The 24698-nt window shown below is 67.9% G+C and carries 26 protein-coding genes; 21 read left to right on the plus strand and 5 right to left on the minus strand.

The window, feature by feature from the left end:
- The first annotated feature begins 68 nt into the window (after window positions 1-68).
- The 6 genes from KXC43_RS35815 to KXC43_RS35840 are packed head-to-tail and all read left to right on the plus strand — an operon-like array spanning window position 69 to window position 6516.
- Window positions 69-1088, plus strand: coding sequence for a Gfo/Idh/MocA family protein (locus tag KXC43_RS35815; RefSeq protein ID WP_255645442.1), 1020 nt, complete (start codon window positions 69-71; stop codon window positions 1086-1088).
- A complete protein-coding gene (gene ilvD, locus KXC43_RS35820; RefSeq protein ID WP_221380659.1) occupies window positions 1085-2734 on the plus strand; it encodes a dihydroxy-acid dehydratase in 1650 nt (549 codons plus the stop codon). Before KXC43_RS35815 ends, ilvD begins: the two co-directional genes overlap by 4 nt.
- Window positions 2731-3696 carry a C-terminal binding protein gene (locus KXC43_RS35825; protein ID WP_221380660.1) on the plus strand — a complete coding sequence of 322 codons (966 nt, stop codon included), beginning with the start codon at window positions 2731-2733 and terminating at the stop codon, window positions 3694-3696. The genes ilvD and KXC43_RS35825 overlap by 4 nt, the downstream gene beginning before the upstream one ends.
- A complete protein-coding gene (locus KXC43_RS52945) occupies window positions 3693-4652 on the plus strand; it encodes a zinc-dependent alcohol dehydrogenase (RefSeq protein ID WP_221380661.1) in 960 nt (319 codons plus the stop codon). The genes KXC43_RS35825 and KXC43_RS52945 overlap by 4 nt, the downstream gene beginning before the upstream one ends.
- Window positions 4649-5632, plus strand: coding sequence for a zinc-dependent alcohol dehydrogenase (locus KXC43_RS35835; protein WP_221380662.1), 984 nt, complete (start codon window positions 4649-4651; stop codon window positions 5630-5632). The genes KXC43_RS52945 and KXC43_RS35835 overlap by 4 nt, the downstream gene beginning before the upstream one ends.
- Window positions 5629-6516: an SMP-30/gluconolactonase/LRE family protein gene (locus tag KXC43_RS35840; RefSeq protein WP_221380663.1), complete on the plus strand. Its 888-nt coding sequence runs from the start codon at window positions 5629-5631 to the stop codon at window positions 6514-6516. Before KXC43_RS35835 ends, KXC43_RS35840 begins: the two co-directional genes overlap by 4 nt.
- On the opposite strand, the gene KXC43_RS35845 is transcribed toward KXC43_RS35840, so the two are convergent.
- The gene (locus tag KXC43_RS35845; RefSeq protein ID WP_221380664.1) at window positions 6490-7248 is read right to left on the minus strand and encodes an IclR family transcriptional regulator; all 759 of its coding nucleotides are present in this window, start codon (window positions 7246-7248) and stop codon (window positions 6490-6492) included. The two genes, KXC43_RS35840 and KXC43_RS35845, sit on opposite strands and share 27 nt — an antisense overlap.
- A gap of 334 nt (window positions 7249-7582) precedes the next feature.
- On the opposite strand from KXC43_RS35845, the gene KXC43_RS35850 reads away from it, so the two are divergent.
- The 11 genes from KXC43_RS35850 (at window position 7583) to KXC43_RS35900 (ending at window position 16423) form a co-directional block, all read left to right on the plus strand.
- On the plus strand, window positions 7583-7957 hold the full coding sequence (locus KXC43_RS35850) for a hypothetical protein (protein ID WP_221380665.1): 375 nt from the start codon (window positions 7583-7585) through the stop codon (window positions 7955-7957).
- Between the two features lie 57 nt (window positions 7958-8014).
- A complete protein-coding gene (locus tag KXC43_RS35855) occupies window positions 8015-8497 on the plus strand; it encodes an MmyB family transcriptional regulator (protein ID WP_221380666.1) in 483 nt (160 codons plus the stop codon).
- Between the two features lie 44 nt (window positions 8498-8541).
- On the plus strand, window positions 8542-8835 hold the full coding sequence (locus KXC43_RS35860) for an antibiotic biosynthesis monooxygenase (protein ID WP_221380667.1): 294 nt from the start codon (window positions 8542-8544) through the stop codon (window positions 8833-8835).
- Between the two features lie 193 nt (window positions 8836-9028).
- Window positions 9029-9460: a DUF2000 domain-containing protein gene (locus tag KXC43_RS35865; protein ID WP_221380668.1), complete on the plus strand. Its 432-nt coding sequence runs from the start codon at window positions 9029-9031 to the stop codon at window positions 9458-9460.
- A gap of 37 nt (window positions 9461-9497) precedes the next feature.
- On the plus strand, window positions 9498-10775 hold the full coding sequence (locus KXC43_RS35870; RefSeq protein ID WP_221380669.1) for an APC family permease: 1278 nt from the start codon (window positions 9498-9500) through the stop codon (window positions 10773-10775).
- Window positions 10776-10777: 2 nt separating this feature from the next.
- Complete coding sequence (locus KXC43_RS35875) at window positions 10778-11644, plus strand: LysR substrate-binding domain-containing protein (protein ID WP_221380670.1); 867 nt, start codon at window positions 10778-10780, stop codon at window positions 11642-11644.
- Window positions 11645-11706: 62 nt separating this feature from the next.
- The gene (locus tag KXC43_RS35880) at window positions 11707-12111 is read left to right on the plus strand and encodes a RidA family protein (protein WP_221380671.1); all 405 of its coding nucleotides are present in this window, start codon (window positions 11707-11709) and stop codon (window positions 12109-12111) included.
- A 25-nt stretch (window positions 12112-12136) separates the two neighbouring features.
- Window positions 12137-13312, plus strand: a complete 1176-nt coding sequence (locus KXC43_RS35885) for a helix-turn-helix transcriptional regulator (RefSeq protein WP_221380672.1) — start codon at window positions 12137-12139, stop codon at window positions 13310-13312.
- Between the two features lie 158 nt (window positions 13313-13470).
- Window positions 13471-14631: a serine hydrolase domain-containing protein gene (locus tag KXC43_RS35890; protein ID WP_221380783.1), complete on the plus strand. Its 1161-nt coding sequence runs from the start codon at window positions 13471-13473 to the stop codon at window positions 14629-14631.
- 221 nt (window positions 14632-14852) lie between these two features.
- Entirely contained in the window at window positions 14853-15476 is a 624-nt protein-coding gene (locus KXC43_RS35895) for a response regulator transcription factor (protein ID WP_221380784.1), read from the plus strand.
- Window positions 15477-16243: 767 nt separating this feature from the next.
- Complete coding sequence (locus tag KXC43_RS35900) at window positions 16244-16423, plus strand: hypothetical protein (protein ID WP_221380673.1); 180 nt, start codon at window positions 16244-16246, stop codon at window positions 16421-16423.
- A gap of 47 nt (window positions 16424-16470) precedes the next feature.
- Here the strand turns inward: KXC43_RS35900 and KXC43_RS35905 are convergent, their stop codons facing one another.
- The 3 genes from KXC43_RS35905 to KXC43_RS35915 are packed head-to-tail and all read right to left on the minus strand — an operon-like array spanning window position 16471 to window position 19441.
- On the minus strand, window positions 16471-17682 hold the full coding sequence (locus tag KXC43_RS35905) for an ABC transporter permease (protein WP_308129414.1): 1212 nt from the start codon (window positions 17680-17682) through the stop codon (window positions 16471-16473).
- The gene (locus KXC43_RS35910) at window positions 17679-18392 is read right to left on the minus strand and encodes an ABC transporter ATP-binding protein (protein WP_221380674.1); all 714 of its coding nucleotides are present in this window, start codon (window positions 18390-18392) and stop codon (window positions 17679-17681) included. Before KXC43_RS35910 ends, KXC43_RS35905 begins: the two co-directional genes overlap by 4 nt.
- Window positions 18389-19441: an efflux RND transporter periplasmic adaptor subunit gene (locus KXC43_RS35915; RefSeq protein ID WP_221380675.1), complete on the minus strand. Its 1053-nt coding sequence runs from the start codon at window positions 19439-19441 to the stop codon at window positions 18389-18391. The genes KXC43_RS35910 and KXC43_RS35915 overlap by 4 nt, the downstream gene beginning before the upstream one ends.
- Before the next feature lie 97 nt (window positions 19442-19538).
- Here KXC43_RS35915 and KXC43_RS35920 point away from each other — a divergent pair, with 97 nt between their 5' ends.
- Window positions 19539-20225, plus strand: coding sequence for a response regulator (locus tag KXC43_RS35920; protein ID WP_221380676.1), 687 nt, complete (start codon window positions 19539-19541; stop codon window positions 20223-20225).
- Between the two features lie 29 nt (window positions 20226-20254).
- A complete protein-coding gene (locus KXC43_RS35925; protein ID WP_308129415.1) occupies window positions 20255-22018 on the plus strand; it encodes a sensor histidine kinase in 1764 nt (587 codons plus the stop codon).
- On the opposite strand, the gene KXC43_RS35930 is transcribed toward KXC43_RS35925, so the two are convergent.
- Window positions 22002-22583, minus strand: coding sequence for a hypothetical protein (locus KXC43_RS35930; RefSeq protein ID WP_221380678.1), 582 nt, complete (start codon window positions 22581-22583; stop codon window positions 22002-22004). The genes KXC43_RS35925 and KXC43_RS35930 overlap by 17 nt on opposite strands.
- A gap of 460 nt (window positions 22584-23043) precedes the next feature.
- On the opposite strand from KXC43_RS35930, the gene KXC43_RS35935 reads away from it, so the two are divergent.
- A complete protein-coding gene (locus KXC43_RS35935; RefSeq protein WP_221380679.1) occupies window positions 23044-23553 on the plus strand; it encodes a MarR family winged helix-turn-helix transcriptional regulator in 510 nt (169 codons plus the stop codon).
- A 316-nt stretch (window positions 23554-23869) separates the two neighbouring features.
- Window positions 23870-24493, plus strand: coding sequence for a response regulator transcription factor (locus tag KXC43_RS35940; RefSeq protein ID WP_221380786.1), 624 nt, complete (start codon window positions 23870-23872; stop codon window positions 24491-24493).
- Window positions 24494-24698: the final 205 nt, after the last annotated feature.

Genomic DNA, 24698 nt, shown 5'->3' on the forward strand with positions numbered 1-24698 from the left:
CATATACGAACGCTGTTTACATTTCTGTTCGGTTACGTGACTATCGACCTATGGCTTCATCGATGTCAATGCCCGGCCCGGGAAGACCCCGGACCGTCCTCGTCGGATGCGGCGCCATGGGGGAGATGGCCGCGCAGCTCGTCTACGCCGCTCCGGATGCGCCATGCGAACTGGTGGCGGTGGTGGACGTGCAGTCTGATCGCGCTGCCGCAGTCGGCGAGACACTCGGCGTGCCCGCGTACGGTTCCCTGGCTCAGGCGCTGGCCGCCGTCGAGGCGGATGCGGCTGATCTGCGGCTGCCGCACGACCGGCACGCCGCCGCGCTGCTCGAGGCACTCGCCGCCGGTCTCCACGTCCTCGTGGAGAAGCCGCTGGCCACCACCGCAGCCGACGCGCAGGCGATGGTGGAGGCGGTCAAGCGCAGCGGGCGAGTGGTCGCGGTGGCCGAGAACTACCCGCATCTGCGGGCGGTACGGGCCGCGGCCGAAGCCATCACGGCCGGCCGGATCGGGGAGCTGGTGGCGCTCCGTTCCACCCGGGCCTACCGGATCGGCGGTGTCTGGGTGCGGGACGGCTGGCGCACCGGGGTCGGTCCGGCGGCCGGGATCCTGCTCGACCAGGGCACCCACCACACCAGCCTGTTGCGCCGCCTGGCCGGCGAGGTCGCCGCGGTGTCGGCGTCACCGGGGTTGTCGGCCGGCGACACCGCCGGACTCTCCCTGCGGTTCGCCTCCGGGGTCCTGGCCCAGTCGCTGTACACCTGGCAGACGCCCGCGACGGTGGTCCAGACCGAGGCCACCGCGTACGGCACGGATGGGCGCATCGACATCAACGTCGCCTACGACACCGCGGACGGATCGGCGGTGCTGACCGCCGCGGGCAAGCCGCCGGAGACGCTGGCCGCCGGCGAGTACTACTACGACAGCCACGCCGCGATGGTGGCCGACTTCGCTGCGGCGATCCGGCACGGCCACGCGCCCGTGGTGGACGTGGCCGACGCCGGGGCCGACCTCGACGTAGTGCTCGCCGCGGCCCGGTCGCTGGCCGAGGGCGGGCGCGAGATCCGGGTCGGGGCGGGGGCGGCGTGACCGAGCTGCCGAGCCGGTCGGTACTCGCCGGGCGCGACCGCGCCCCGGCCCGGGCCAACTACCGGGCGATGGGACTTTCCGACGACGACCTGCGCCGCCCGATCATCGGCATCGCCAACACCTGGACCGGCACCATGCCGTGCAACGCCGGGCTGCGCGACCTGGCCGCGGCGGTGGCCGACGGCGTGCGGGCGGCCGGCGGCACCCCGATGGAGTTCAACACCATCGCGGTCTCGGACAGCATCACCATGGGCACGCCCGGCATGCGGGCCTCGCTGGTGAGCCGGGAGGTGATCGCCGACTCGATCGAGTTGATGGGCCGGGCGCACAGCTTCGACGCGTACGTCTGCCTGGTCGCCTGCGACAAGACCAGCCCGGCCGCCGCGCTCGCCATGGCCCGCCTCGACCGGCCGGCGCTGATCCTGCACGGCGGCGCGATGGCTCCGGGGCACTGGCGGGGCCGCCGGGTCACCTCGGCCGACGTCTACGAGGCGCTGGGCGCGGTCGCCGCCGGTGAGCTGACCGACGAGGACCTGCGCGATCTGGAAGGCGCGGCCTGTCCCGGCATCGGCGCCTGCGGCGGCCAGTTCACCGCCAACACGATGGCCACCGTGCTCGACGCGATGGGACTTTCCCCGTCCGGGTTCAACTCCATCCCGGCCGCCGACCCGGCCAAGGCGCCGGCGGCCGAGCGGGCCGGCGCGACCATCATGGGGCTGCTCGAATCGGGCACCACCACGCGGAGACTGCTCACCCGCGCGTCGTTCGAGAACGCGGTGGCGGTCACGGCGGCCTCCGGCGGATCCACCAATGCCGTCCTGCATCTGCTGGCCCTCGCGCGCGAATCGGCCGTACCGCTGGATCTGGAGGACATCCATGCGATCAGCCGGCGCACGCCCTTGCTGGCCGATCTGCAGCCGGGCGGGCGCTATCTGGCGACCGACCTGTACGAGGCCGGCGGCATACCGCTGCTGCTGCGCCGGATGCTGGACGCGGGACTGCTCGACGGCACAGTGCCCACTGTGGATGGCGTGAATCTGGACGGGGCTGTGTCGGGAGCTCGCGGCGACGGGGTGGTGATCCGGGCGGTGGACGAGGCGCTGCAACCTGAGGGCGGCCTGGTCGTGCTGCGCGGCAACCTCGCCCCGGACGGTGCGGTGGTCAAGGTGACGGCCACGACGCCCCGGCGGCACACCGGCCCGGCCCGGGTCTTCGACGACGAGGCCGACGCCTACGCCGCGGTCACCGACGGGCTGATCGAGCCCGGTGACGTCGTGGTGATCCGGGGCGAGGGCCCCCGCGGTGCGCCCGGCATGCCGGAGATGCTGCGGGTCACCGCAGCCATCGTCGGCGCCGGTCGCGGGTACGACGTGGCCCTGGTGACCGACGGTCGCTTCAGCGGCGCCACCCGCGGCCTGATGATCGGGCACGTCTGCCCCGAGGCCGCCGCCGGCGGTCCGCTGGCCGCGGTCCGTGAAGGCGACATCATCCGTATCGACGTGGCCGACCGGACCCTGGAGGTGCTCGACGTGGATCTGCCCGCGCGCGAAACCGTACGTTGCGGCCGCGTTCCGGAACCGGGCGTGCTGGCCAAGTATGCGGCGGTCGTGGGTCCCGCCTCGACCGGGGCGGTGACCGTCAGATGAACGTCGTCATCACTGACTGCGACCACGGAGACGTGGACCGGGAACGGGCCCTGCTCGAACCGAGGTTCGGGCTGACCGTGGCCGACTGCCGCACGGAGGACGACGTGCTGGCCGTCGCGGCCGAGGCCGACGCGGTCATCTGTCAGTACGCGCCGATCACCGACCGCGTGCTGGCCGGGCTCCAGCGCTGCCGGGTAGTGGTCCGCTACGGCGTCGGCTACGACAACATCGACACCGAGGCAGCCGCCGCGCGGGGCATCTGGGTGGCCAACGTGCCGGACTACGGCGTTGAGGAGGTCGCCGCGCACGCCCTCGCGCTCAGCCTGACGCTGCTGCGGGGAGTCGACCGGCTGGCCCGCCGGGTCCGGGCCGGGGAGTGGGACTACCGGCCCGCCCGGCCGCTGCGGCGGATCAGTGGGCTGACGCTGGGCGTGATCGGCTACGGCCGGATCGGTGCCACGTACGCCCGGATGGCCGCCGGGCTCGGCGCCCGCATCGTGGTGGCTGACGTGCGGCGCCTCGATGCCGGCGAGCTTCTCCCCGGTGCCGTCGCCGTGTCCCTGCCCGAGTTGCTGGCCGAGGCCGATCTGATCTCGGTGCACGTGCCCGCCGGGGCCGACGGAGGCGTCCTGCTCGGCCCGGCCGAGATCGCCGCCATGCGCCCGGGCGCCTATCTCGTGAACACCGCCCGGGGTGCGCTGGTGGACCAGGCGGCGCTGCTGGCGGCCCTCGATGACGGCCGGCTCGCCGGTGCCGGGCTCGACGTGCTGGCCGACGAGCCGCCGCCGGCCACCGGCCTGATCGCCCACGAGCGGGTCGTGGTCACCCCGCACAGCGCCTGGTACTCCGAGGAGGCATTCCGCATGTTGAAGGACGACGCCGCACGGGAGGTGGTGCGGGTGCTCGACGGCGAGCCACCCCGCAACCCGGTGAACGACGTGCGCGCCGGAGCCGGCCGGTGAAGGCCCTCACCTGGCGGGGCGCCGACGTCGCCGTGGCCGACGTCCCGGCCCCGGCCCGGGCCGCCGGCCGCGCGCTCATCGACGTCGCGTACGCCGGGATCTGCGGCACCGACTTGCACATCTGCGACGGTGAGCACCCGCGGGCCAAGCCCGATCTGATTATCGGCCACGAGTTCGCCGGGCGGCTCGCCGAACCGGCCGGCGGGCTGGCCGCCGGCACCCCGGTCACTGTCGAACCGTTGCTGTGGTGTGGCCGCTGCCCGGCCTGCCTGCGGGGGGCCCGGCACGTCTGCGAGCGGCTGCGGATGATCGGCATAGACGAGGCGGGAGCGGTGGCCGAGCAGGTTTCCGTCCCGGCCGAGCTGCTCCTGCCGTTGCCCCCGGCGATGGACCTGCGGTTCGGGGCTTTCGTCGAACCGCTCGCCGTGGCAGTGCACGCCGTGCGGCGCAGCCGGCTCCGCCTGGGTGAGGTGGCTGTCGTGGTGGGAGCCGGGCCGATCGGGCTGGCCGTGGCCCTGTGCGCCCGGTTGGCCGGAGCCGCCGAGGTGCTCGTGGTGGAGCCGGCCGCCATGCGGGGCGAGCGGGCCCGGGCACTCGGGTTCGAGGTGGTCGACAGCGCGGTCGGACAGGTGGTCTTCGATACCGCGGCGGTGCCATCGGTAGCCGCTTCGACAACCGGGTGGGTGGAGCCCGGGGGCCGGATCGTGTTCGTGGGGGTGTATGCCCGGCCGGCTCCGGTCGATCTGCAGCGGGTCACATTCGCCGAGCTCGAGATGATCGGCACGCGGGTCTATGAGCGCGACGACCTGCGGACAGCGATCCGTCTGCTCGACACCGGCGCGTTCGACCCGCGGCCCTTGCTGACCCGGACCCTGCCGCTGCGGGCGGCGGACACCGCGTTGGACCTGCTGCGCTCGGGATCGGAGATCAAGGTGCTGATCGAGGTGGCGTCGTGAAGGCGTTGGTGAAGACCGCGGCCGGCGTGGGGCATCTGGAGCTGGCCGACGTGCCCGAGCCGCAGGCCCGGCCCGGGTGGGTGGTGCTGGCCGTCCGGTACGGCGGCATCTGCGGCACCGACCTGCACATCGCGGCCGACCGGCACCCGTACTACCCGCCGGTGGTGCTGGGTCACGAGTTCGTCGGCGCGATCGAGGCGGTGGGTGACGGGGTGACCGGGTGGTCGGCCGGCGACCGGGTGGTCTGCGAGCCGCACGCGTTGTTCTGCGGCCACTGCGACCAGTGCCGGCGCGGGCTGGTTCGGCTGTGCACCTCCAAGCGGGCGCCCGGCTGGGGGATCGACGGAGCGTTCGCGCCCTACGTCGCCGTGCCGGTCGCCCTGCTGCACCGGGTGCCGGACGAGGTGCCGGACGAACGGGCCGCCGGGTGCGAGCCGGCCGCGGTCGCCGCCCGCGCTCTCAACCGCGTCGGGATCGGTCCGGGGGACCGGGTGGCCGTTCTCGGACCGGGCCCCATCGGCATCCTGGCCGCGCTGCAGGCCTCCGCCCGGGGTGCCGACCGGGCCGTCCTCATCGGACGCGACGTCGAATCGGGCCGGATGAGGACGGCCGCCGGCTTGGGCCTGGAATGCGCGACCGGCATCGACGGCGAGGTCGACGTTGTGGTCGACACCACCGGGTCGAACGCGGCCGTCACGGCCGGCATCGCCGCGCTGCGCCGCGCCGGGAAGCTGGTCACTGTCGGGGTCGGCGACGATACGTTCGCGATTCCTTGGCGGGACACGCTTTTCCGCTCGGTGGACGTCAAGTTCAGCTTCAGTTCAGGGTACGACGACTGGCGCGGCGTGCTCAGCCTGATGCGCCGCGGCGCCTTGCCGGCCGAGCGGCTCACGAGCGTGTTCGACCTGGCCGACTGGGAGCGGGCGTTCGCCGCTGTGGCCGATCGCCGGGTCAGCAAGGCCCTGGTGAGGCCTCGGTGATCAGGCGTACGGCGAGGGCCGTCACCGATACGCGGGCCGAGCACGCCGAAGGGCCGGCCTGGGACGCGCGTCACGACGAACTGCTGTGGGTGGATCAGTTCGCCGGGCTGGTCCACCGGGCCCGGTACGCCGAGGGGGAGCTGCGCCCGGTCCGGACGTACGAAGTGGGCCGGCCGGTGGGTGCTGTGGTGCCCATCGCCGGTGAGGACGGCTGGATGCTGGCCGCCGGCGCCGGATTCATGCGCCTGTCGGCCGACGGCCGGACCAGGGTGATGGCCGAGCCGGAGGAAGCGGTCCGTGACACCAACCGGATGAACGACGGCAAGTGCGACCCGCGCGGCCGTTTCTACGCCGGCAGCATGGCCTGGTCGAAAAGGCCCGGTGCCGGTTCGCTGTACCGCTATGACGGCACGGTCCGTACCATCCTGCGGGACGTCACCATCTCCAACGGCATGGCCTGGTCGGCGGCCGGCGATCGGATGTACTACATCGACACCCCGACCGGGCAGGTGGACGTGTTCACCGTGGACGAGGACGGCGAGCCGGTCGGTCGGCGGCCGGCGTTCGTGATCGACCCGGCTGACGGCGCACCCGACGGGATGTGCATCGACGACGAGGACTGCCTCTGGGTAGCCCTGTGGGGTGGCGGCCAGGTCTGCCGGTATGCCCCGACCGGCGAGAAGCTGGCGAGCGTCGAGGTGCCGGCGCCGCAGGTCTCCAGTTGCGCGTTCGGCGGGAAAACGTTGTTCATCACCACGTCGCAGGAGGGATACGACCCCGCCGACTCGGATCGGTACCCGGGCGCCGGGCGGCTCTATGCCATCGACCTGCCGGTCGGCGGTCCGGCCGCCGCGCCGCTACATGCCGGTCTTGACCTCGCGTAGTCGCGCGCCCAGGGCGTCCGCCGCCGCCTGCACGTCCGCACCCAGTTCGGCCAGCCGGTCGTCGGGGATCCGTTGCAGCGGCACGGACAGGCTGATCCCGGCGGCGGGCCAGCCCGGCGCGCTGACCGCCGCCCCGGCACAGCGAACGCCGGCGGTGGACTCTTCGTTGTCGATGGAATAACCGCGGCGGCGCGTCTCACCCAGATCGCGCAGCAGCGCCGGCATGCCGGCCAGAGTCTGCGGGGTCAGCGGGAGCAGCTTGCCCGGATAGAGCTCCCGGACCTCCGAATCGGGGAGGAGCGACAGCAGCGCCTTGCCGATGCCGGTGGCGTACGCGATGACGCGGACCCCGGTCGCAGTGGTGAGGCGAACCGGTTGCGAGGACTCCAGACGCTCCAGATAGAGCACGTCACCGTGGTCGAGGATGCCGAGGTGGCACGTTTCGTTGTGCCGCCGGACCAGATCGCGCAGTATCGGCTCCGCCAGCCGGAGCAGACCAGCCCGGACGGGATAGGCCGAACCCACCTCGAAGGCCGTCAGGCCGACCCGATAGCGACCGTTCTGGTCGCGCACGACGAAACCGGTTTCCTCGAGTGTCGCCAGCAGATTGTGGGCGCTGGCCTTGGGAAGCTCGGATGCCTTGTGCAGCTCACCGAAAGTCATCGGCGTGGGACTGATGGCGATGGTCCGGAGCAGAGCGAGGGCTCGCTCCACGGTCCGCACTGTTCGCATAAGCGAACTCTATACGAAGGCGACCGGAGGAATCGTCGTGAAGAAGCTTCCGAGCGCCGTGCGCAGCACCGAACTTCTCGGCCCGGAGGGCCTGCTCAGTCATCTCGAACCACTCGACGCCTCAACTTGCGCATCCGTTCGCACGTGGTGGCCTACGCCGTCCGGGCCGGCATCCTTCAGACCCCCTCGACTACCAGGGCAGAGGTTCCCGGTCATCGGGGCAATGCGGCGAGTAACAACTCCCCTCGACCAAGCTGCTCGGGTGAACTCAGTTGCCGGCGTTGACAGGGCGTACGCGGTCGCCGGCCGAGCCCACTCGAGGCGAGGAGCACAAGTGAACGAGAACGAGTCGGTTCCTTTCTTCGGGGAGGCCCTGCTCCGTCTGGCCAACGAGGGCCGGTTGGTCGTCGACGCGACCCAGGCCGATGAGGCCATAGCCGGTCTTGAACACTCCCTGGCACAGGTAAAATCGCGGTTACGAGTCCTTCGTTTCTGGCGGGACCAGGTGACTACGCGGATCGATGAATTGCCCGATGAACTCAGATCGTTCGTCGTGGAGGCACTGTTCGCCGATCAGGTCGCTCCCGGTCAACTGGAACGAGCCGCAGCGGAGTTCCCGAAATACATCCAAGCTCTGCGTCGGGCGCGGACGTCGTCAGGGCCGGCGACCAGCAGAGCATGGCGTGGACATCGTCTTCAGCACCCCTGAGGCGTGCCTGATGGACTGCCATCGCCCCCGTCGCCAGGATCCCCAACGTTGTCACCCATGTATGAGCAGTCGCAACGACCGGCGAACTTCGGTCGCTTCACGTTCCTCGACCCGCGCGCGGAGACGTTCTACCGAGAATGGGATGACGCCGCGGCGCAGACCGTCGCTCTGCTGCGCGCCGAGGCCGGACGAGCTCCGTACGATCGTCTTCTCATCGACCTCGTTGGTGAGCTTTCGACCCGCAGCGAGACGTTCCGGCAGCTCTGGGCCGCGCACGACGTTCGCGAGCACCGCGCCGGGGTCAGGAGCGTGCGCCATCCGGTCGTCGGCGATCCCGAGCTCGGCTGCGAGGGCATGGAGCTCACCAACGATCGCGGACTGCTCCTGATCGCTTACGCGCCGACCGACCAGCCGTCCGAGGACGGCTTACGCCTGCTCGCGAGCTGGTCCGTAGCGGACGCGGTGACCACCGGAGAGCCATTCGACCGACCCCGAGCGAGACACCTTCATTTGACGTATGTGCTCCCGGGCTCCAGGTGAGAGGCTGGGCCGGATCACCTGAGCGCCACGGTCGGGAGGAAGTCATGACAACCGTCGAACTTACTCGATTTCGGGTCGAGCCCGGTCGGTCCGCTGACCTGTTGCGGACCCGACCGGGCATGCTGGCTGACTTTCGGGCCGACCGCACTGGTTTTCTCGACGCCCGACTGGTGGAACTTCCCGGGGATCAATGGCTCGACATCGTGACGTGGCGAAGCTCAGAGGATTTCGCCGCTTCCCGGGCCAAGGGCGCCAATCTCCCGGGGATCCGCGCCTTCTTCGACGTCATCGCGGAACTTGTGAGCGCCGAGGAAGGCACTGAGCCAGCGATCACGTAGGCCGCGTTCCCGGCGGGAAGGTCACCGGAGAGGCAACGTCGGCTCGGGTCAGTACGGCCGGAGGTCCCGTCCGGTCGCAGTCCCGGGGCAAACGCCGAAGTAGATTCGGCCTCTGCCGGCTATCCAGGGGATTGCCCGAACGACGTTCGGAATCTGGCCGTCGGACATGTCCACCCGGCTACATTTCGTCGCTGTGTCTATCGAAACGGAAAACGGACGACCAGCGACCAAGCTGGTCGTCGTGGTCGACGAAACGCTCACCTCCGGTCACGCCGTCAACGCCGCAGCCGTGCTGGGGCTCGCCATCGGCGGCCGGCTCACGGATTCTCTCGGCCTCGACGGCAAGGACGCCTCCGGCCAGGTGCATCTGGGCCTGAACACCCACCCCGTGCCGGTCGTCACGGCGGGCCAGGAGCAGCTGCGCGAGCTGTACCGCAAAGCAACCGAGCGCCCGGACCTGCTTGTCGTCGGATTCAACGAGGTCGCCCGGCGCGCCCGCGTGTACGAGGACTACCTGGCGACGCTCGCCGAGACCCCCGGCGATGACGTCGACTACGCCGGCGTCGCGGTATTCGGCCCGCGCAACCGAGTCACTGCGCTGACGAAGCGATTCCCGCTGCTGTGACGGTGGATACCGGATCGGCAAGCCGGGGAGAGTCCTGATGGCAAGGCATCGGCTGGGGTTGGTCGAGGGCACTGTGCTGTTCATCGGGGCGGTCCTGGGCCCCGGGGTCATGGTTCTGCCGGCGCTCGCGGCACGAGCCGCGGGACCGGCCTCGATCCTGGCGTGGGTCGTGTTGCTGGTGTTCAGCGTGCCGGTGGCCGCCGCGTTCGCGGCCCTCGGCGCGCGCCATCCCGACGGTGGCGGTGTCGCCACCTTTGTCTCCCGCGCCTTCGGTCCTCGTCTCGCCGCCCCGGTCGGCTGGTGGTTCTTCTTCGTCGTGCCGGTCGGGGTCCTGGCCGGGGCGCTGGTAGGTGGTGAGTATGTCGCGGCGGCACTCGGTGCCGGCCCGGCCACTGCGCTGTGGATCGGGGTGGCGATCCTGGCCGCCGCTTTCGGCACCAACTACGTCGGACTGCACCTGTCCGGACGGGTGCAGTTGGCGATGGTTGTCGTGCTGACTGTGCTGCTGCTGGTCACCGTGATCGTCACGGCGCCCACCAGCCGTGCAGTGAACTTCACGCCGTTCGCCCCGCACGGCTGGGCCGCTGTCGGCGCGGCCGCCACCGTGCTGTTCTATGCCTTCTCCGGCTGGGAGGCGGCAAGTCACCTGTCCGCCGAGTTCCGCGATCCGCGCCGCCATCTGCCCCTGGCGACCGGACTGACATTGGTCCTCGTCTCGTTGCTCTATCTGTCGCTGACCATCACCACCGTGGGCGTCCTCGGCGTCGGTGCGGCGGCCACGTCGGTGCCGCTGAGCCTGATGCTGGAAGCCGCCTTCGGGCCGGCCGGTCGGGTGGTCACCGCTGTCGCGGCGGTCTTCCTGAGCTTCATAGCGGTGAACACGTACATCGCCGGCGGGGCTCGGCTGGGGGCGGCGCTGGGACGAGACGGCGCGCTGCCGCGGGCTTTGGCGAAAGGCGGCACTGCCGGTGACGTGCCGCGGCGCAGCCTTACCGTGCAGGTGGCCCTGTGTGCGATCGCCGTCTTCGTCACTTGGCAGCTGACGATCGATTTGGACGGCCTCATGCGGGTCACCTCCGCGTGTCTCGCGGCTGTTTCCTTCGCCGGGATGGCCGCCGCTCACCGGCTGCTGCCTCGAGGCTCCCTCTCGTGGTACGGCGCCCTCGCCGGCCTGGCTTTCACCGCATTGGTCCTGGTGTTCTGCGGCCTACTGCTGATCATCCCGATCGTTCTGGGCCTGGGCGCGCTCGTCACCGTACGGTCGGCGCCGCGGGCCCGTCCGGCCGACGTGGCCGGAACTCAGGTCGAAGGATAACGATGGAGCTGCGCTACCTGGTCGCCTTCGTCGCCGTGGCGGAAGAGCTGCACTTCGGCCGGGCCGCTCGTCGGCTGCGGATGGCTCAGCCGCCGCTGAGCCAGACGATTCGTAAGCTGGGGAGAGAACTCGGCGTGCGACTGTTCGAGCGCAGCACCCGCTGGGTGCGATTGACCAGTGTGGACGATACGTTTCTTGAGCCCGCCCGTCGGGTGCTCGAGGACGTCGATGTGGCGACGCGGGCTGCCAGGTCAGCCGGGGCCAGCGAGTACGGACAGGTCGTCATCGGTTTGGCGGGGTGTCGAGTCATGCGATGTTGTCCCAGTTGGCCCGGGCGGTCAAGATCGCCCATCCGCGGGCTCGATCTGGTGATGAGAGAGCACAAGCATGCCAACCGGGCCCTCGAGAGAGTTGCCAACGGGACGCTCGAGCTCGGCTTCGTCCGGATGCCGGTCAGCCGGCCCGGCCTGCGAACCCGGGTCGTCGGCAACGACCATCTCGTCTGCGCGCTCCCGAAACACCATCGGCTGGCCGGCAAGGAGGAGATCGATCTCCAGGATCTGACACATGAATCGTTCGTCAGCCTTCCCGCAAATGTTGGATCGACGCTGCGGGATGTGATGATACGGACCTGCGATCAGGTCGGCTTTACGCCCAGGGTCGTGCCGGAGGCGCCGGACTCGAACACGGTCCTGGCTCTGGTATCGGCTGGTACAGGCGTGACCTTGACATCGAAATCGGTGGAACGCGCGCTGCCCGGGGTCCTCCCCGTGAGTTACCCGGGGTCGCACTCTTTGCCCATGGGCAACGGTGGACTCGTCGACATGCGGGTCGGCTCGGCTCACTCAGGGAGCCGGTACGGGAGCTGAGGAGCCGGCGACGCAACCGGCCGGCGCGGGCAAGAGTCGATGTCAATTGTTAGGAGCATATTGTGACTGTTTTGCTTTCCAATCCTGATGGGCACGTTCAGGTTCCGATCTATCATCACGTCGCGGTCGCGACCGGCGCCAGACACATCTTTATCGCCGGTCAGGTCGCTTGGGACGAAAATGGCGTTCTCGTGGCGCCGGGTGACCTCGCCGGTCAGGTCGCTCAGGTCTATCGAAATGTGGCCAGGGCTTTGCAGTCCGCGGGGGCGACATTCCACGATGTCGTCCGCATAACTTGGTATGCCGCGGGGTGGAAGAAAGACATGTACGACGACTTCGCCGCAGGTATCCAACAGGCCGCACAAGAGTTTGATCTGGCCACCCCACCACTCGCTTTGATCGGCGTCGACATTCTTTTCGAGCCCGGCATCCTTATTGAGGCCGAGGTCACGGCAGTCGTCGCCTGATCGAGAAGCGCTCAGAGGAGCCGGCATGTCAGCTAAGGGTCTTGCGGAGACATTGCAGGATGAAGAACCCGCATCCGCGGCGTTTGTTCCTACCGGAGGCCAACGGTTGTCGGCCGTCGGGCCGGTTCGCCGGGCCGAGGGTCCGGCATTCAGTGACATGCCGGCTCGAGACCTGATGAACGAAGCGCTCACCAGGCGTGGCCACGCATCCTGCACGACCGAGACCGCGATCCACGCCGTCATGGCACTGTGCATCGACGACCTGCTCACCGGTGCCTGGGACGAGGCACTTCGGCTGGCCGAGACCGGCCTGGAATTGTGTGACCTGCACGGTTACCACGAGCTCCAGTGGCCATTCTGGGCGGTCGCCGCCATCATCGCCGCCCTCCGCGGCGACGACCAGCAGGCCCGAGAACTCGCCGACAAAATCACGGACTGGGCGCGCCGCAGAGGGTCCGCCATTGTTCAGCTGTACGCGCTTTACGTGCACTGCTTGCTCGCCCAGTCCCGGGGAGACTTCGAGCAGGCATTCCAGTGCATCTCCAGAATCGCCGGGCCCGACACCTTCGCCGGCAATCTCCCACTCGCCCTGGCGGCTTCGTTGGACTTCGTCGAATGCGCCATCCGCACCGCCCGTCCAGACGTTGCCCGCGCCTACGTAAGCATGGTCCAGGCCGTTGACCTCCGCGTCTTCTCACCCCGGTTGAAGCTGCTGACCGAGTGCGCCATCGCCTTGGCTCATTCGGGCAAGGTCGGCCATATCGAGAGGACACTGGCCATCCCCGGCCTGGACGACCTGCCGTTCGACCGCGCACGCGTTCAACTCGCATACGCTGAGCGGCTTCGCCGGGGAGGAGGATCGCTTCGCTCCGCGCGCAGCCACTTGACCGATGCCCTGTGCATCTTTCGCGATCTTCGCGCCCTACCCTGGCAATCTCGTGCGGATCGGGAGCTGCGTGGTACTGGACTCGTCTCGGCCCGGACAGCCACCGCACGCGTCGAAACGCTCACGCCGCAGGAACTGGCGATCGCCGAACTGGCCGCCTCCGGGCTCACCAACAAGCAGATCGGCGCGAGGATCTACCTGTCGCACCGGACCGTGAGCACTCACCTGTCTCGGGTTTTCGACAAGCTCGGGATATCGACCAGAGCGGCGCTGCGAGATGCCCTCGGCAAAGCCTTGGCCGACCAGGCGGGATGACGCGACGTGTACTTGGGCATGGCCTGAAGTCATCGAGGCAGCTGCCAGGGGCGGCTCCCGTTTCGTTGCGGTTGAGACGGGCCAGGCGTAGCTGGGTGAGCGCGGCTTGCGAATGGAAATGTTCGTGTCATCAGTCCCACACCGTTGTAGGAGCATCGATGCTGAAGGTACTTACGCTCACCCGCCGCCGGGTCCTCGTCTCGCTGGTGGCGTTGGGAGGTCTCACGGTCGGCAGTGGCCTCTCAGCGTCGGCGTCTCCGGCGTCGCATGGTCCTCGCGACGCCGTGCAGCGCAGCCTCGACAGCCTGGTGAGTGTCGACAACTTCCCCGGGGCGTTGGCCTCGGTCCGACAAGCAGACGGCCGCGTACGTAATTACACCGCCGGGGTCGGCAACCTGAAGACCGAGGAAAAGATGCCGGTAAGCAGCCGGATCCGGATCGCCAGCAACACCAAGATGTTCACCGCCACGGTGGTCCTTCAGCTCGTCGGCGAGGGTAAGGTCGAACTCGACGAGCCGATCGAGACGTACCTGCCGGGTCTGGTCCGTGGCGCCGGCGGTATCGACGGTCGGCAGATCACCGTACGTCAGCTCCTCCAGCAGACCAGTGGCCTGCTGGACTACGACGACGAGGTGTACGCCGACTTCGTCAACTCGCTGCAGACCTATCACGAGCCACACGACCTGCTCCGGATCGCTTTCGCCAAGGCGCCGCAATCACGACCGGGCGAACGATTCGGATACGCCAACACCAACTACATCTTGGCCGGCCTGCTCGTGCAGAAAATTACCGGCCGACCGGTCGGTGAGCAGATCACCGAGCGCATCATCGAACCGCTGCGGCTGCGGCACACGTACTGGCCGGCCGACGGCGACACCGCCATCCGTGGCATTCATCCGCGCGGCTACTTCCCGGGTGTCGAAGGCAACGACCCGATCGACATCACCCGGTCGGAGCCGTCCGGCGGCTGGGCCGCAGGTGCCCTCATCGGCTCGACGAGCGACATCAACGTCTTCCTGGCCGGTCTGCTCGGCGGCAAGCTGCTCAAGCCGGCCGAGCTTGCCGAGATGAAGAAGACAGTCGACGCGCCCGGCTTCGACACGGTCGGTGGCTCCCGCTACGGCCTCGGCATCGCCACCTTCAACCTCAGCTGCGGCGGCTTCGCATGGACTCACGGCGGCGTTGCCCCAGGCTATGTGACCTACGTGGGCGTCGCGCCGTCCGGTCGGGCAGCGTCAATCGCGGTGAACTCGATGATCTCCGAAATCTCCGCTGTGGAGCACCTTGAGCAGTCGCTGGACACCGCTTTGTGTCGGTGATCTGCCGACTGGGCAAGGCCAGGCGCAGCGTGGGTCGGGGTGCGAGGGCGGAGAGCTGACCACTTCTGACGTCGAGTGTCCGGCGACGAATTCAGACCTGAACAGTGGAACTTTGGTACCACTGCTGGAATGCGGAGATCCGTCAATGGGCGGTCGTACCGAGACGTCCCAGCCGCGAGTCTGGAGGTCGCCTTGCACAGCGACCGACCGGAGGAACGGCTGTGGAACGACTTCGAGTGGCCGTTCATAGCACCGACCCGCTGAGTCATGCGGGTCTGGTCAGCTTTCTGCAAGCACAGGCCGAGGTCGTGATCGTCCCGGATGATCGCCCCGACCTTGTGCAGGTCGTGGTGATGAGCGCCGAGCGACTCAGTGTGGACGTCGCGGCTACGCTGCGCCGGTCGGCCAACGAGGTTGGTAAGCCGGTCATTCTCGTGGTCAGGGAAGTCATCGAGAGGGAGTTGCTCGTCGCGGTGGAGTGCCGGGTGGTGGCCGTCCTTTCCCGCCGGACGGTCACCGCCGATCTGCTCGTTTACAGCGTAAAGGCCGCAGCCGCGGGTGGAGGCGTGATGCCGCCGAACCTCGTGGGCGAACTGCTCCGACACATCGAGCGGCTGCAGCGCGACGTGCTGGTCCCCAACGGGCTGAGCCTCTCCGGCCTGACTTCGCGCGAGATCGACGTGCTGCGTCTGGTGGCCGACGGCTACGACACCTCCGAGGTCGCCCGGGAACTGAACTATTCCGAGCGGACCGTCAAGAACGTCGTGTACGGCGTGACCTGCCGGCTCAATCTACGCAATCGCTCGCAGGCGGTGGCATACGCGCTTCGTGCCGGCATCATCTGAACGACCGTGCTGCCGCCAGGACGACATTGCGGCAACGTGTCTGCGCCAGAGTCTGCGGCCCATCCCTGAGGCTGGCGGGTGAGGTGCCCTCGCCGAGATCGCGGCCAGCGGATATCGTCATGCCGGACGACGTTGCCTTAGCAACGACTGAGCCATTGTGGCAGCGTCGATCCGTTCACCGAGCATCCACGGCCGAGTGTGGCTGCGTTAGACGATCAAGGATTGCGATGACCTCTTACACCGTCACCGTCGCGCCGACCGACGACAATGGCAGCACCACCACGATCATCGTTGATGTGAGTGGTGACGAGACTCGTATCACCGATGTGCACCTGCACGCCGCCGGAGGGCTCACCGCGACACAACTTCCCGCTGTCGACGTCAACCTTCTGATGCAGGCCGTCGCGCCTCAGCTCGCGTTGGCCACAGCGTCACCCGCAGTGCCGCTGCAGTCCCGCACCGATAAGGCCGCGCAAACCCCCTCGGCGCCTTCCTCCACGACCTCCGCCGCAACCGCCAAGCGGAAGACCGACCACGTGACCAGCGTGCCCACTGACCCCGACCGGAGCGCCGTCACCACCGTTGACGTTCCTGGTTCAGCCGACGTCGCGCAGTCGGATCGTCCCGCAGCTGGGCGGGGACGACGACGGGGCGCCGCGAAGGAGGCTACAGCAACCGGGGCGCCAAAGACCGTGAAGCCACGGGCGCGCCGAAGGGCTGCCCGTTCCGACGCGTCTGCAGTGACCGTGACGCCAAAGGACAGCGTCGTGGCCGACTCCAAGAAGACCGAGGGCAGCAAGGGACGCGCCTACCGGCGCATGCCCGACGACTTCGCCGCCGTCGCGCGCCGGCTCAACGGTGCCTCCGTCATCGCCGAGCACTACGAGGTGCCCCGTCACACCGCCGAGGGCTGGTTGCGCCGCCTCCGCTCTGCCACCACCGGCTGAGACCGGCCCGCGGTGCCTCGACGGCGGGACCCCGGCGCCGGCGCACCTCACGTGGCCAGAGCCTCGGTGGGTGTCATGCGGGAGGCCCGGACGGACGGGTACAGCCCGGCCAGCATCCCGACTATCAGCGCTCCGCCGAGACCGGCCCCGGCGGAGGACAACGGGACGACGATCGGCCAGTTCTGGTAGGCGGCGTAGCCGATCGTGGCCAGCACACCGAGCGTGACACCCCCGAGACCGCCGAGGGTAGCGAGAACGGTCGATTCCGTCAGAAACTGACTACGGATCTGTCCTTTGCTGGCGCCGAGGGCACGGCGCAGGCCGATCTCGGCGCGGCGTTCTAGCACGGATATGACCATGGTGTTGGCGACGCCGATGCCTCCGACCAGTAACGCGATGGCCGCCAGCCCGAGGAACAGTGACGAGAACGTGGTCGATGCGGCCCGCTTCGCAGTGAGCGCGTCGGACGGACGGCTGACCTGTACGGCGCTCGGTTTCTCGGGGTTGATCGTTTCCGGCAGCACGCGTCGGACCGTCTCGATCGCGTCCTCGCGGGCTTGGACATAAAGCACGGTGGGATGGCCGTCGAACTGCAGGTACTTAGCGGCTGCGGCCCAGCCGACAAGCACCGATCGATCAATATCGGCGAACCTGGGCAGAGTATCGAGGACCCCGATGACGGTGAAGTACTGATCGCCGATCATCACCAGGGGCGCTCGACCGCCGACGGAGACAGAGGTGATGCCGAGCCTGGTAGCGGCGACGGCGCCGAGTACGACTGTGGGGAACGGCTCAGTCGCCGGGCTGAGCCAATGGCCGTGTGCGATCCGCGCGTCGAGTATCGGCAGCAGATCGAGGCGCCCGGCCAAGACGGTCAAACCCGAGCCGTCGAGCATGTCGATACCGGCGGAGCGGCGGACCACGGCGTGCGTGTTCGCCACGGCGCTGACTCCGGTGACCGGGCCGATCCGGGCCACCATCTCCACCGAGTTCTCGGACAACCTGTCCTGTTCGGGATCCTGCGGTACTGCCTGCAGCATGTTGGTACCGAGCCGGGAAAGCTCGTCCATCAGGGCTCTTTCACTGGACGCCGGGATCCCGGTCACCACGATGACGGTGGCGATACCGATGGAGATGCCGAGAGCGGAGAGTGCGGCGCGGGCCACGCGGGTCCGGATACCGATCAGCCCCAGAGCGAGGATGTCCAGGAGCGAGAGCCGGACGGGACGAGTGATCCCTCCGCGGCCGGGGCTGATCACCGGCCGACTCCGCCGACTGCCGGCAATGCGACGGTGAAGTCGGTTCGGGAGTCGTGGACCAGACGGCCGTCCAGGATCTCGATCCGGCGCGGCAGACGCGCTGCGATGTCCCGGTCGTGGGTGATGACTACGATGGTGGTTCCTTCCCGGTGGAGCCGGTGCAATAGATCCAGGACGGCATGGCCGTTGTTGCTGTCGAGCGCACCGGTCGGCTCATCCGCGAGCACCAGTGCCGGGTTGTTGACCAGCGCGCGGGCGATGGCGACGCGCTGTTTCTCGCCTCCGGACAATTGGTTGGCGCGGTGGCCGGTGCGCTCCGCGAGTCCCACGCGCTGCAGCGCTTCGAGAGCCATCGCACGGCGGTGCTTGCGCGGCACACCCGCGTAGAGCAGCCCGGTGGCGACGTTCTCGACCGCGGTCAGCCCGTCCGCCAGACGGCATTGCTGGAAGACGAAGCCGAGGACTCGGCTGCGCAGCGCGGACAGCCGCCGATCGTTCAGCCGGGCGACGTCTTCGCCGTGGACATGTACGGTTCCGCTGGTGGGCCGCGCGAGAGTACCCATGATGGTGAGAAGGCTGGATTTGCCGGAGCCGGACGGACCGACGATGCCGACGAGCTCACCGGCGTCGATGGTGAGCGAGACGCTGTCGAGCGCGACGACCCCGCCCGGATAGCGCACGGCTACGTCGTGAACAGCGATCACCGTCATGAGGTGGTCACCACGCTCTGCCCTTCGGTCAGCCCTGTGCCGGTGACCTCAACGAGTCCTCGGGAGAACATACCGGTCCGCACGGCGACCAGTCTGCCGTCGCCGAGCTGGACGGCATACCCACCCTCGCTGAGCGCGAGCAGAGCTCCGACCGGTACCACCAGGACGTTCTTCCGAGCTTTGGACGTGATGGTGACCTGAACATCCCCGGCGTCAAAAGAGGCGAACTTGCGGGCATCAACGGGTGTGATCGTGACAGCGAAAGTCTGCGGGCTGTCGGGCGTGCCGGCCTCGCTGCGCAGCGTCGTGCCGACATCAGTGACCTTGCCGGGGGTCGCGCCGCCATCGGGAAGGGCGAGCGACACAGTTCGGCCGGCTCTCACCATGGCCAGTTCGCCCAGTTCTACCTGGGCTGTGACAATCTTCTTCGTCGGCGTGACAGACAAGATCGCGGCGGTGGCGTCGTCCCCGGTCTGCGCGGCGACGGAGTCCACCCGTACCGCTCCAGGAAGCACGACGACGTCACCGACCGCAATCGCTCCCGTGACCGGTCGCAGAGTGTCGGCTTGCCAGCTCTTGACCGCAGCAGTCAGTTTCTCGGTGAAGCGGGGCGCGGTCTTCTTCCCGCCCAGGTCACCGACCGCGTACCCGAGGGCCTCGAGATTCTGGGCGACCACGGCGACATCGTTGCCGGCCATGAGCGGCCCGGTCAGGTTTCTGTAGAGCGGCAGATCACCGTAAAAGACCGTGACGGGGCGATCGTCGACCCGGACGATCTGCTCGCCGCGTCGGATGGTGGCACCCGGCCTGGGCAACCAGGTTACCGTTCCCTGCCTTCCCTTGATCTGTCGTGGACTGCCGTAGCCGAGCGTCCCACGCAAAGTCTTGGTCTCTGCCAGGTCGGCCCGTATGACCTTCGCAGAAGCGACGGCCGCCGGTGTCGGCGCGGGATCCTGAGCAGACTCCTGACGCCCCTTCCAGAAGGAGCCACCGGCCGCGGTCGCGGCGATCACCACCACCGCTGCCGTCACTGCGATTCGCGCTTTCATCTCCTCGATCGTCGTGCCGGGCGGTCAGAAAGTGGTTAGCCCGGGGCAACGATCCGGACGGCGCAAACACCGGACCGATGTGCCTATAGTTCGCCGCGTGGGTGCATACGTGTTGGTTGCCGAGGACGACGGACGTCAAGCAGAAGTCCTGCAGCAGTACCTGGAGGCGGGTGGTTACCGAGCGGTTGTGGTCCACGACGGCCGCGCGGCCCTTGACTATGCGCTGCGGACCGAACCGGACCTTCTGGTCCTTGACGTCATGCTTCCGCTGTTGAACGGGCTTCAGGTATGTCGCCAGTTGCGCCGGCAATCGGCGTTGCCGGTGCTGATGCTGACCGCCCGCACCGACGAGGAAGACCAGCTGGTCGGACTGGAACTAGGCGCGGACGACTATTTGGCGAAGCCTTATAGCCCACGGGTGTTGATGGCCCGGATCCGCAGCCTGCTGCGCCGGGCGACAGCCCTGCCGGGACCGACCGGCTTGCGCCTTATCGGTTCGCTGATGGTGGACCCGGGGCGGCACGAGATCAGCGTCGGCGGTCGCCGGATCGAATGCACACGCAGTGAGTTCGCGATCATCGAGGCCATGAGCGAGCAGCCCGAACGCGTCTTCACCCGGCAGCAACTGCTGACCGTCACCAGCGGGTTCGAACGCTCCGCGACCCCGCGCGCGGTGGATGTGCACGTCTTGAACCTGCGTCGCAAGATCGAGCAAGATCCGCGCCGGCCCGCGTTGCTGGTGACGGTGTACGGCGTCGGCTACAAACTGAGCGCGGGCGCCTGATGCGCCCAGTGCCGAAACACCGCAGCATCGTGGTGCGGCTGCTGGCGACCTCGACGCTCGTGGCGATCTGCGCGACAGTCGGCACGTCCTGGCTCGCCGTACAAACCACGACCCGGGTGATCCAGCAGGAGCAGGGCCGCTCCCTCGAGGACGACAACGCTGTGTACGAGACGCTCATGGGTTACGCCACCACGTACCCCGATTGGAAGGGCGTCGGCCCGATGGTCGCTCGGCTCGCCGACCGGACCGGCAGCCGCATCACGTTGTTGACCTCGAACCGGCGGCTGATTGCGGACTCCGACCTCCGGCTACCAACGCCGAACGGCCCGCCGACCGCCGTCATAGACCCGCTCGAGCCGAACGACGAGCAACAGCTCGACCCGCGTATCGTCGGCCCGTACCGGCTGCCGACAGGGGAGCGCGACGCCTTGCGTAGGAAAGCCACCGCGGTGGTCGACTGCATGGCCCGCGACGGAGTCCGCGCCGAGATCGTGCCCTCGCCCAGCGGGCGTACGGAGGTACGCATTCTCAGCGCCGATCCCAAGCGCTCCGACTTGAACTGCGGCATCATCAATGTGGGTGCGCCGACGACGACCGAGGAGAAGGCGCTCGCCGATCTGTCCCGACGGGTGGCGAGGTGCTTAGGGCTCCCTGCTCCGGGTGCGACCGCTTTCTGGCTTCCGAACTTCGAGGTCGCCATGGACAGCTTCGACAGGACGCACGCCAGTGAGGCGGAGATCCGTGCATGCGTCATGCTCTCCCGCCAGGACCAGTTGCGCCGGTACGCGGCCCCGCCCGCGTTGCTTTATGTGAGCGACCCGATCGCGGGCAACTCTCGACCGGAAGCATTCACTCTTTCTCGGCCCAACATTGTCAGGATCGTTGTGGTGACCGGCGGCGTGCTCGCTGTCACCGTGGCGTTCACGGTCTTCGTCGGTCTGCGGCTGACCCGTCCGCTGCGGGCCCTGACCGACGCCGCCGGCGCACCGATCGATACCCCGACGCCGATGCCGGTGACCGGTCGTGATGAGATCGGCCGGCTGGCCACAGTTCTCAACGACCTGTCTGCGCGCCGGTTTAGCGCCGAACAGCAGCGCAAGGCGATGATCAACGATATCGCGCACGAGTTGCGCAATCCGATGACCAATATTCGGAGCCTGCTGGAGGCGGCCGAGGACGGAGTCAATCCCACCGACGCCCGACTCGTCGCACTACTGCTCGACGAGACCGGTCAGCTGTCACGCATCGTCGACGATCTGCGAGACCTTGCCGCCGCCGACGCCGGCACACTGCGTTTGTACCCGGAACCGGTCCGGCTCGGCGATGTGCTCGGCCCGGCAGCTGAGGCGCACAGCCGGAAGGCGGAGTCCGCCGGCCTACGGCTGATCACGACCTTCGACCCCGTTCTGCCGGTGACCGTGGACCCGGTGCGGATGCGTCAGGTCGTCGGAAATCTGCTCTCCAATGCGGTGCGGCACACGCCGCCCGGCGGCACTGTCACGCTTCGAGGCGAAGTGATCGGCGAGCAACTCGTCATCACCACCACTGATACCGGTACGGGCATCGCCCCCGACGATCTGGCGCACATCTTCGACCGATTCTGGCGCGCCGACGGCTCCCGTCAGCGCGCCACCGGCGGCAGTGGCCTCGGGCTGGCTATCGTCCGTGATCTCATGCGAGCGCACGGCGGCACGGTGGACGCTGCCAGTACGCTCGGCCAAGGCACGACCGTCACGGTCCGGGTTCCGGGTCAGGCCGATGCAGACGATGCGTTGTTCACTGATATGTCTTGATCCGCTCCGCGAACGCATCCTCGATGCAGTTCGTCTCGTCCTCGTCGGCCCGCATGAACTCAGCGGTCGTGCCGTAGGCGATGCGCCACTGCGGATCCTTAACTACCCGGGCGTTGTACCCCTTGTCCTTCATGCAATTGGCCGCGATGCGCATCGTGTCGGGGAACTCGGGATTGGTCCGGCGCTCGACATCGAGCCAGCTCTCCGGATCCTTGTCCGCGCAGGCAGCTCGGCCCGCGTCGACCTTCGCCTTGCTGGTGGTCTCCAGAGCATCTCCCTTGACGAAGTTCCCGTCCTCGTCCTTGTCCTGCGGGACCCCGTGGTCGTCCAGGCATTTGAAGTAGGCCTGGTCGAGTCTGTCGATGTCCTCACGGGTAGCGTCCGGCCGGATGATCGGTCGGCCGTCGGAGCTCGGTGAAGGTGCGACCGCCGCGCTGCTCTGCAGCGTCGCGACCTGGGCTTCGTTGCCGGCCGCGGCACGCGGCTCAGTCTTGTCGCCACAGGCCGACAGGAGCAGGGTGGCGACGGTCGCCATGACAAACGCAAGCGTCTTGTGGTGGGTCATGCCGACGAATGTGTCAAAGGGATGTCAGCACCTGGTTAGCGTCCGCCAACAGTCGGCCTACGGGAGGATGCGCCCGACCGGGGCTGACCGATTATGAAGTAAATGCTCTCACCACAAGAGCGATTCAGTCTTGGACGTGGCGTGAGCGGTCATGTCAGCATGGTCGGGGCACAACGTTTCGGGGGCAAGGAAACCCGAATACCAGGGCCCACCGCCGTCGGTGTATAACGGCGGCGCCTGAGTGCCCTGTTCGTGCGCTCAGTGACAAGTACATATTCATATAGGTTCCGGACTGCTCCAAGCCGTTCGATTGTCGCCGTCATCGAATCTCCCTGCCGGCGTCGGGGCAGCCGATTCGCCGGGTCGTCGAGAAGTTGAGGCGTTCCGCGGTAGCCGACCGGTATCGACCGCAGGGGTATGACCGAAATTGGGCAAGTCGCACACCGCGAGAGATGGGGACATGCAAAGTCGATTCTCGAGCGAGCAGACTACGAACGATACGTTGTCGGCAGATGAGGAAGCATTCCTCGAAAATCTTCTGAATGCTGCAGTCACGATCCAGCGCAATATCAAAGCCGACTTTTCGGACGAGCCCGGCGGCAACCTCATGGAATTCAACGTGTTACGGCGTCTCGCCCGCGCGCAAGGCTACCGAATGCGTATCAACGAGCTTGCCGTGGCGACCAATATTTCGATCAGCTGGATGAGTAGGACCGTGCTGAAGTTGGTCAGGCGCAATCTCGTGCGGCGGGAGCCTGTATCGGACGATCGGCGAGGTTGGTACGCGATCGCCACCGATTCAGGGCTGGAGTGGCTCCGCTCCGCCGAGCAGTCGTACGCCTCGAGCGTCCGCCGCCACACCACGAGTCTCCTCGATCCCGACACTGTGCAGACGGTAACGGCCGCCACTCGGCTGCTCGCCGGTGGCGGGCCGGATCCGGCCCGGTCTCGCGCGTGGTTGCATCTGTGACCCAGCGTGATCGCGTCAACCAGGTTGCGCCCGCACACCACGATGGCCGGCAAACCGGTCGCCGAGCTCACAACTATGAGGTTTCGGGTCTTGCTGTAGGACTTAACTCATATTGGACGGTTCTCCGTCACGTTGCCATGATCGTGCTCGCGAAAGGGCGACGGCAGCGGGCTCTCTGGCTGTCCTGTGGAGAGGTTTTCTGTGGTGGGGCAAGGTTACCAACTGTCACCATCCGCCCCACCGGCCCAGACCAGGGCCGGCGTGGCCGCGTCCGATGAAGAGTCGCCTGCATTGGGTGAACAACGAAGGAACGGCTGTGGAGCAATTTCGAGTTGCTGTCCAAGGCACCGACCCGCTGAGCCATGAGGGCTTGATCAGCCTCGTGCGGAGTCGGCCCGATTTCACGGTCGTCCCGGGCAACCGTCCCGATAAGGCACAGGTCAAGGTGGTGAGCACCGAACGGCTCACCGTCGACGTGATCACCACACTGCGTCGCTTGGCAGCCGAGGTCGGGGTGCCGGTGGTTCTGATCGTCAGCGAAATCACCGAGTCGGAGCTTCTCGTCGCAGTGGAGTGCCGGGTGGTCGCAATCCTTCCCCGTCCGTCCATCACCGCCGATCTTCTGGAGCACACCATCAAGGCGGCCGTGGCCGGCGGTGGTGTGATGCCGCCGAACTTGGTCGGCGAGTTGCTCCGGCACATCGAACGACTGCAGAACGACATACTGGTGCCGAACGGCCTCAATATCTCCGGGTTGACCTCCCGCGAGGTCGACGTACTGCGGCTGACGGCGGAGGGCTTGGACACGGCCGAGATCGCTCACAAGTTGTCCTACTCCCAACGAACCGTGAAGAATATCGTGCACGGCCTGACCCGCCGTCTCAACTTGCGCAACCGATCCCACGCCGTGGCATACGCGCTTCGGTCCGGCATGATTTGAAAACGGCTTCGCCGGGTGCGCCGATCTCCGGCCACCGTCTTGAAGACCCTCGAAGGTGACGGCACGGCGCCTTACGGCCGTTGCCGGCAGCGGGGGGCGGTTCGGTGGTGCAGTAGCTACTCCCGAGGCCGCTGTTATCGCGTCAAGCGTGGCTGGCGTGCTGGTCTCCGTGCGCGGCGGGTGACGGTCATGGGATGGCGTCTCA

The organism is Paractinoplanes polyasparticus (genome assembly GCF_019710575.1).
GTDB lineage: Bacteria > Actinomycetota > Actinomycetes > Mycobacteriales > Micromonosporaceae > Actinoplanes > Actinoplanes polyasparticus.

Bases quoted from the DNA above. Each gene is read 5' to 3' on its own strand.
- KXC43_RS35815 (WP_255645442.1), top strand. From the start codon at position 69: ATGCCCGGCCCGGGAAGACCCCGGACCGTCCTCGTCGGATGCGGCGCC.
- KXC43_RS35825 (WP_221380660.1), top strand. From the start codon at position 2,731: ATGAACGTCGTCATCACTGACTGCGACCACGGAGACGTGGACCGGGAA.
- KXC43_RS35845 (WP_221380664.1), bottom strand. From the start codon at position 7,248: ATGCGAACAGTGCGGACCGTGGAGCGAGCCCTCGCTCTGCTCCGGACC.
- KXC43_RS35855 (WP_221380666.1), top strand. From the start codon at position 8,015: ATGTATGAGCAGTCGCAACGACCGGCGAACTTCGGTCGCTTCACGTTC.
- KXC43_RS35860 (WP_221380667.1), top strand. From the start codon at position 8,542: ATGACAACCGTCGAACTTACTCGATTTCGGGTCGAGCCCGGTCGGTCC.
- KXC43_RS35870 (WP_221380669.1), top strand. From the start codon at position 9,498: ATGGCAAGGCATCGGCTGGGGTTGGTCGAGGGCACTGTGCTGTTCATC.
- KXC43_RS35875 (WP_221380670.1), top strand. From the start codon at position 10,778: ATGGAGCTGCGCTACCTGGTCGCCTTCGTCGCCGTGGCGGAAGAGCTG.
- KXC43_RS35885 (WP_221380672.1), top strand. From the start codon at position 12,137: ATGTCAGCTAAGGGTCTTGCGGAGACATTGCAGGATGAAGAACCCGCA.
- KXC43_RS35890 (WP_221380783.1), top strand. From the start codon at position 13,471: ATGCTGAAGGTACTTACGCTCACCCGCCGCCGGGTCCTCGTCTCGCTG.
- KXC43_RS35910 (WP_221380674.1), bottom strand. From the start codon at position 18,392: ATGACGGTGATCGCTGTTCACGACGTAGCCGTGCGCTATCCGGGCGGG.
- KXC43_RS35915 (WP_221380675.1), bottom strand. From the start codon at position 19,441: ATGAAAGCGCGAATCGCAGTGACGGCAGCGGTGGTGGTGATCGCCGCG.
- KXC43_RS35930 (WP_221380678.1), bottom strand. From the start codon at position 22,583: ATGACCCACCACAAGACGCTTGCGTTTGTCATGGCGACCGTCGCCACC.
- KXC43_RS35935 (WP_221380679.1), top strand. From the start codon at position 23,044: ATGCAAAGTCGATTCTCGAGCGAGCAGACTACGAACGATACGTTGTCG.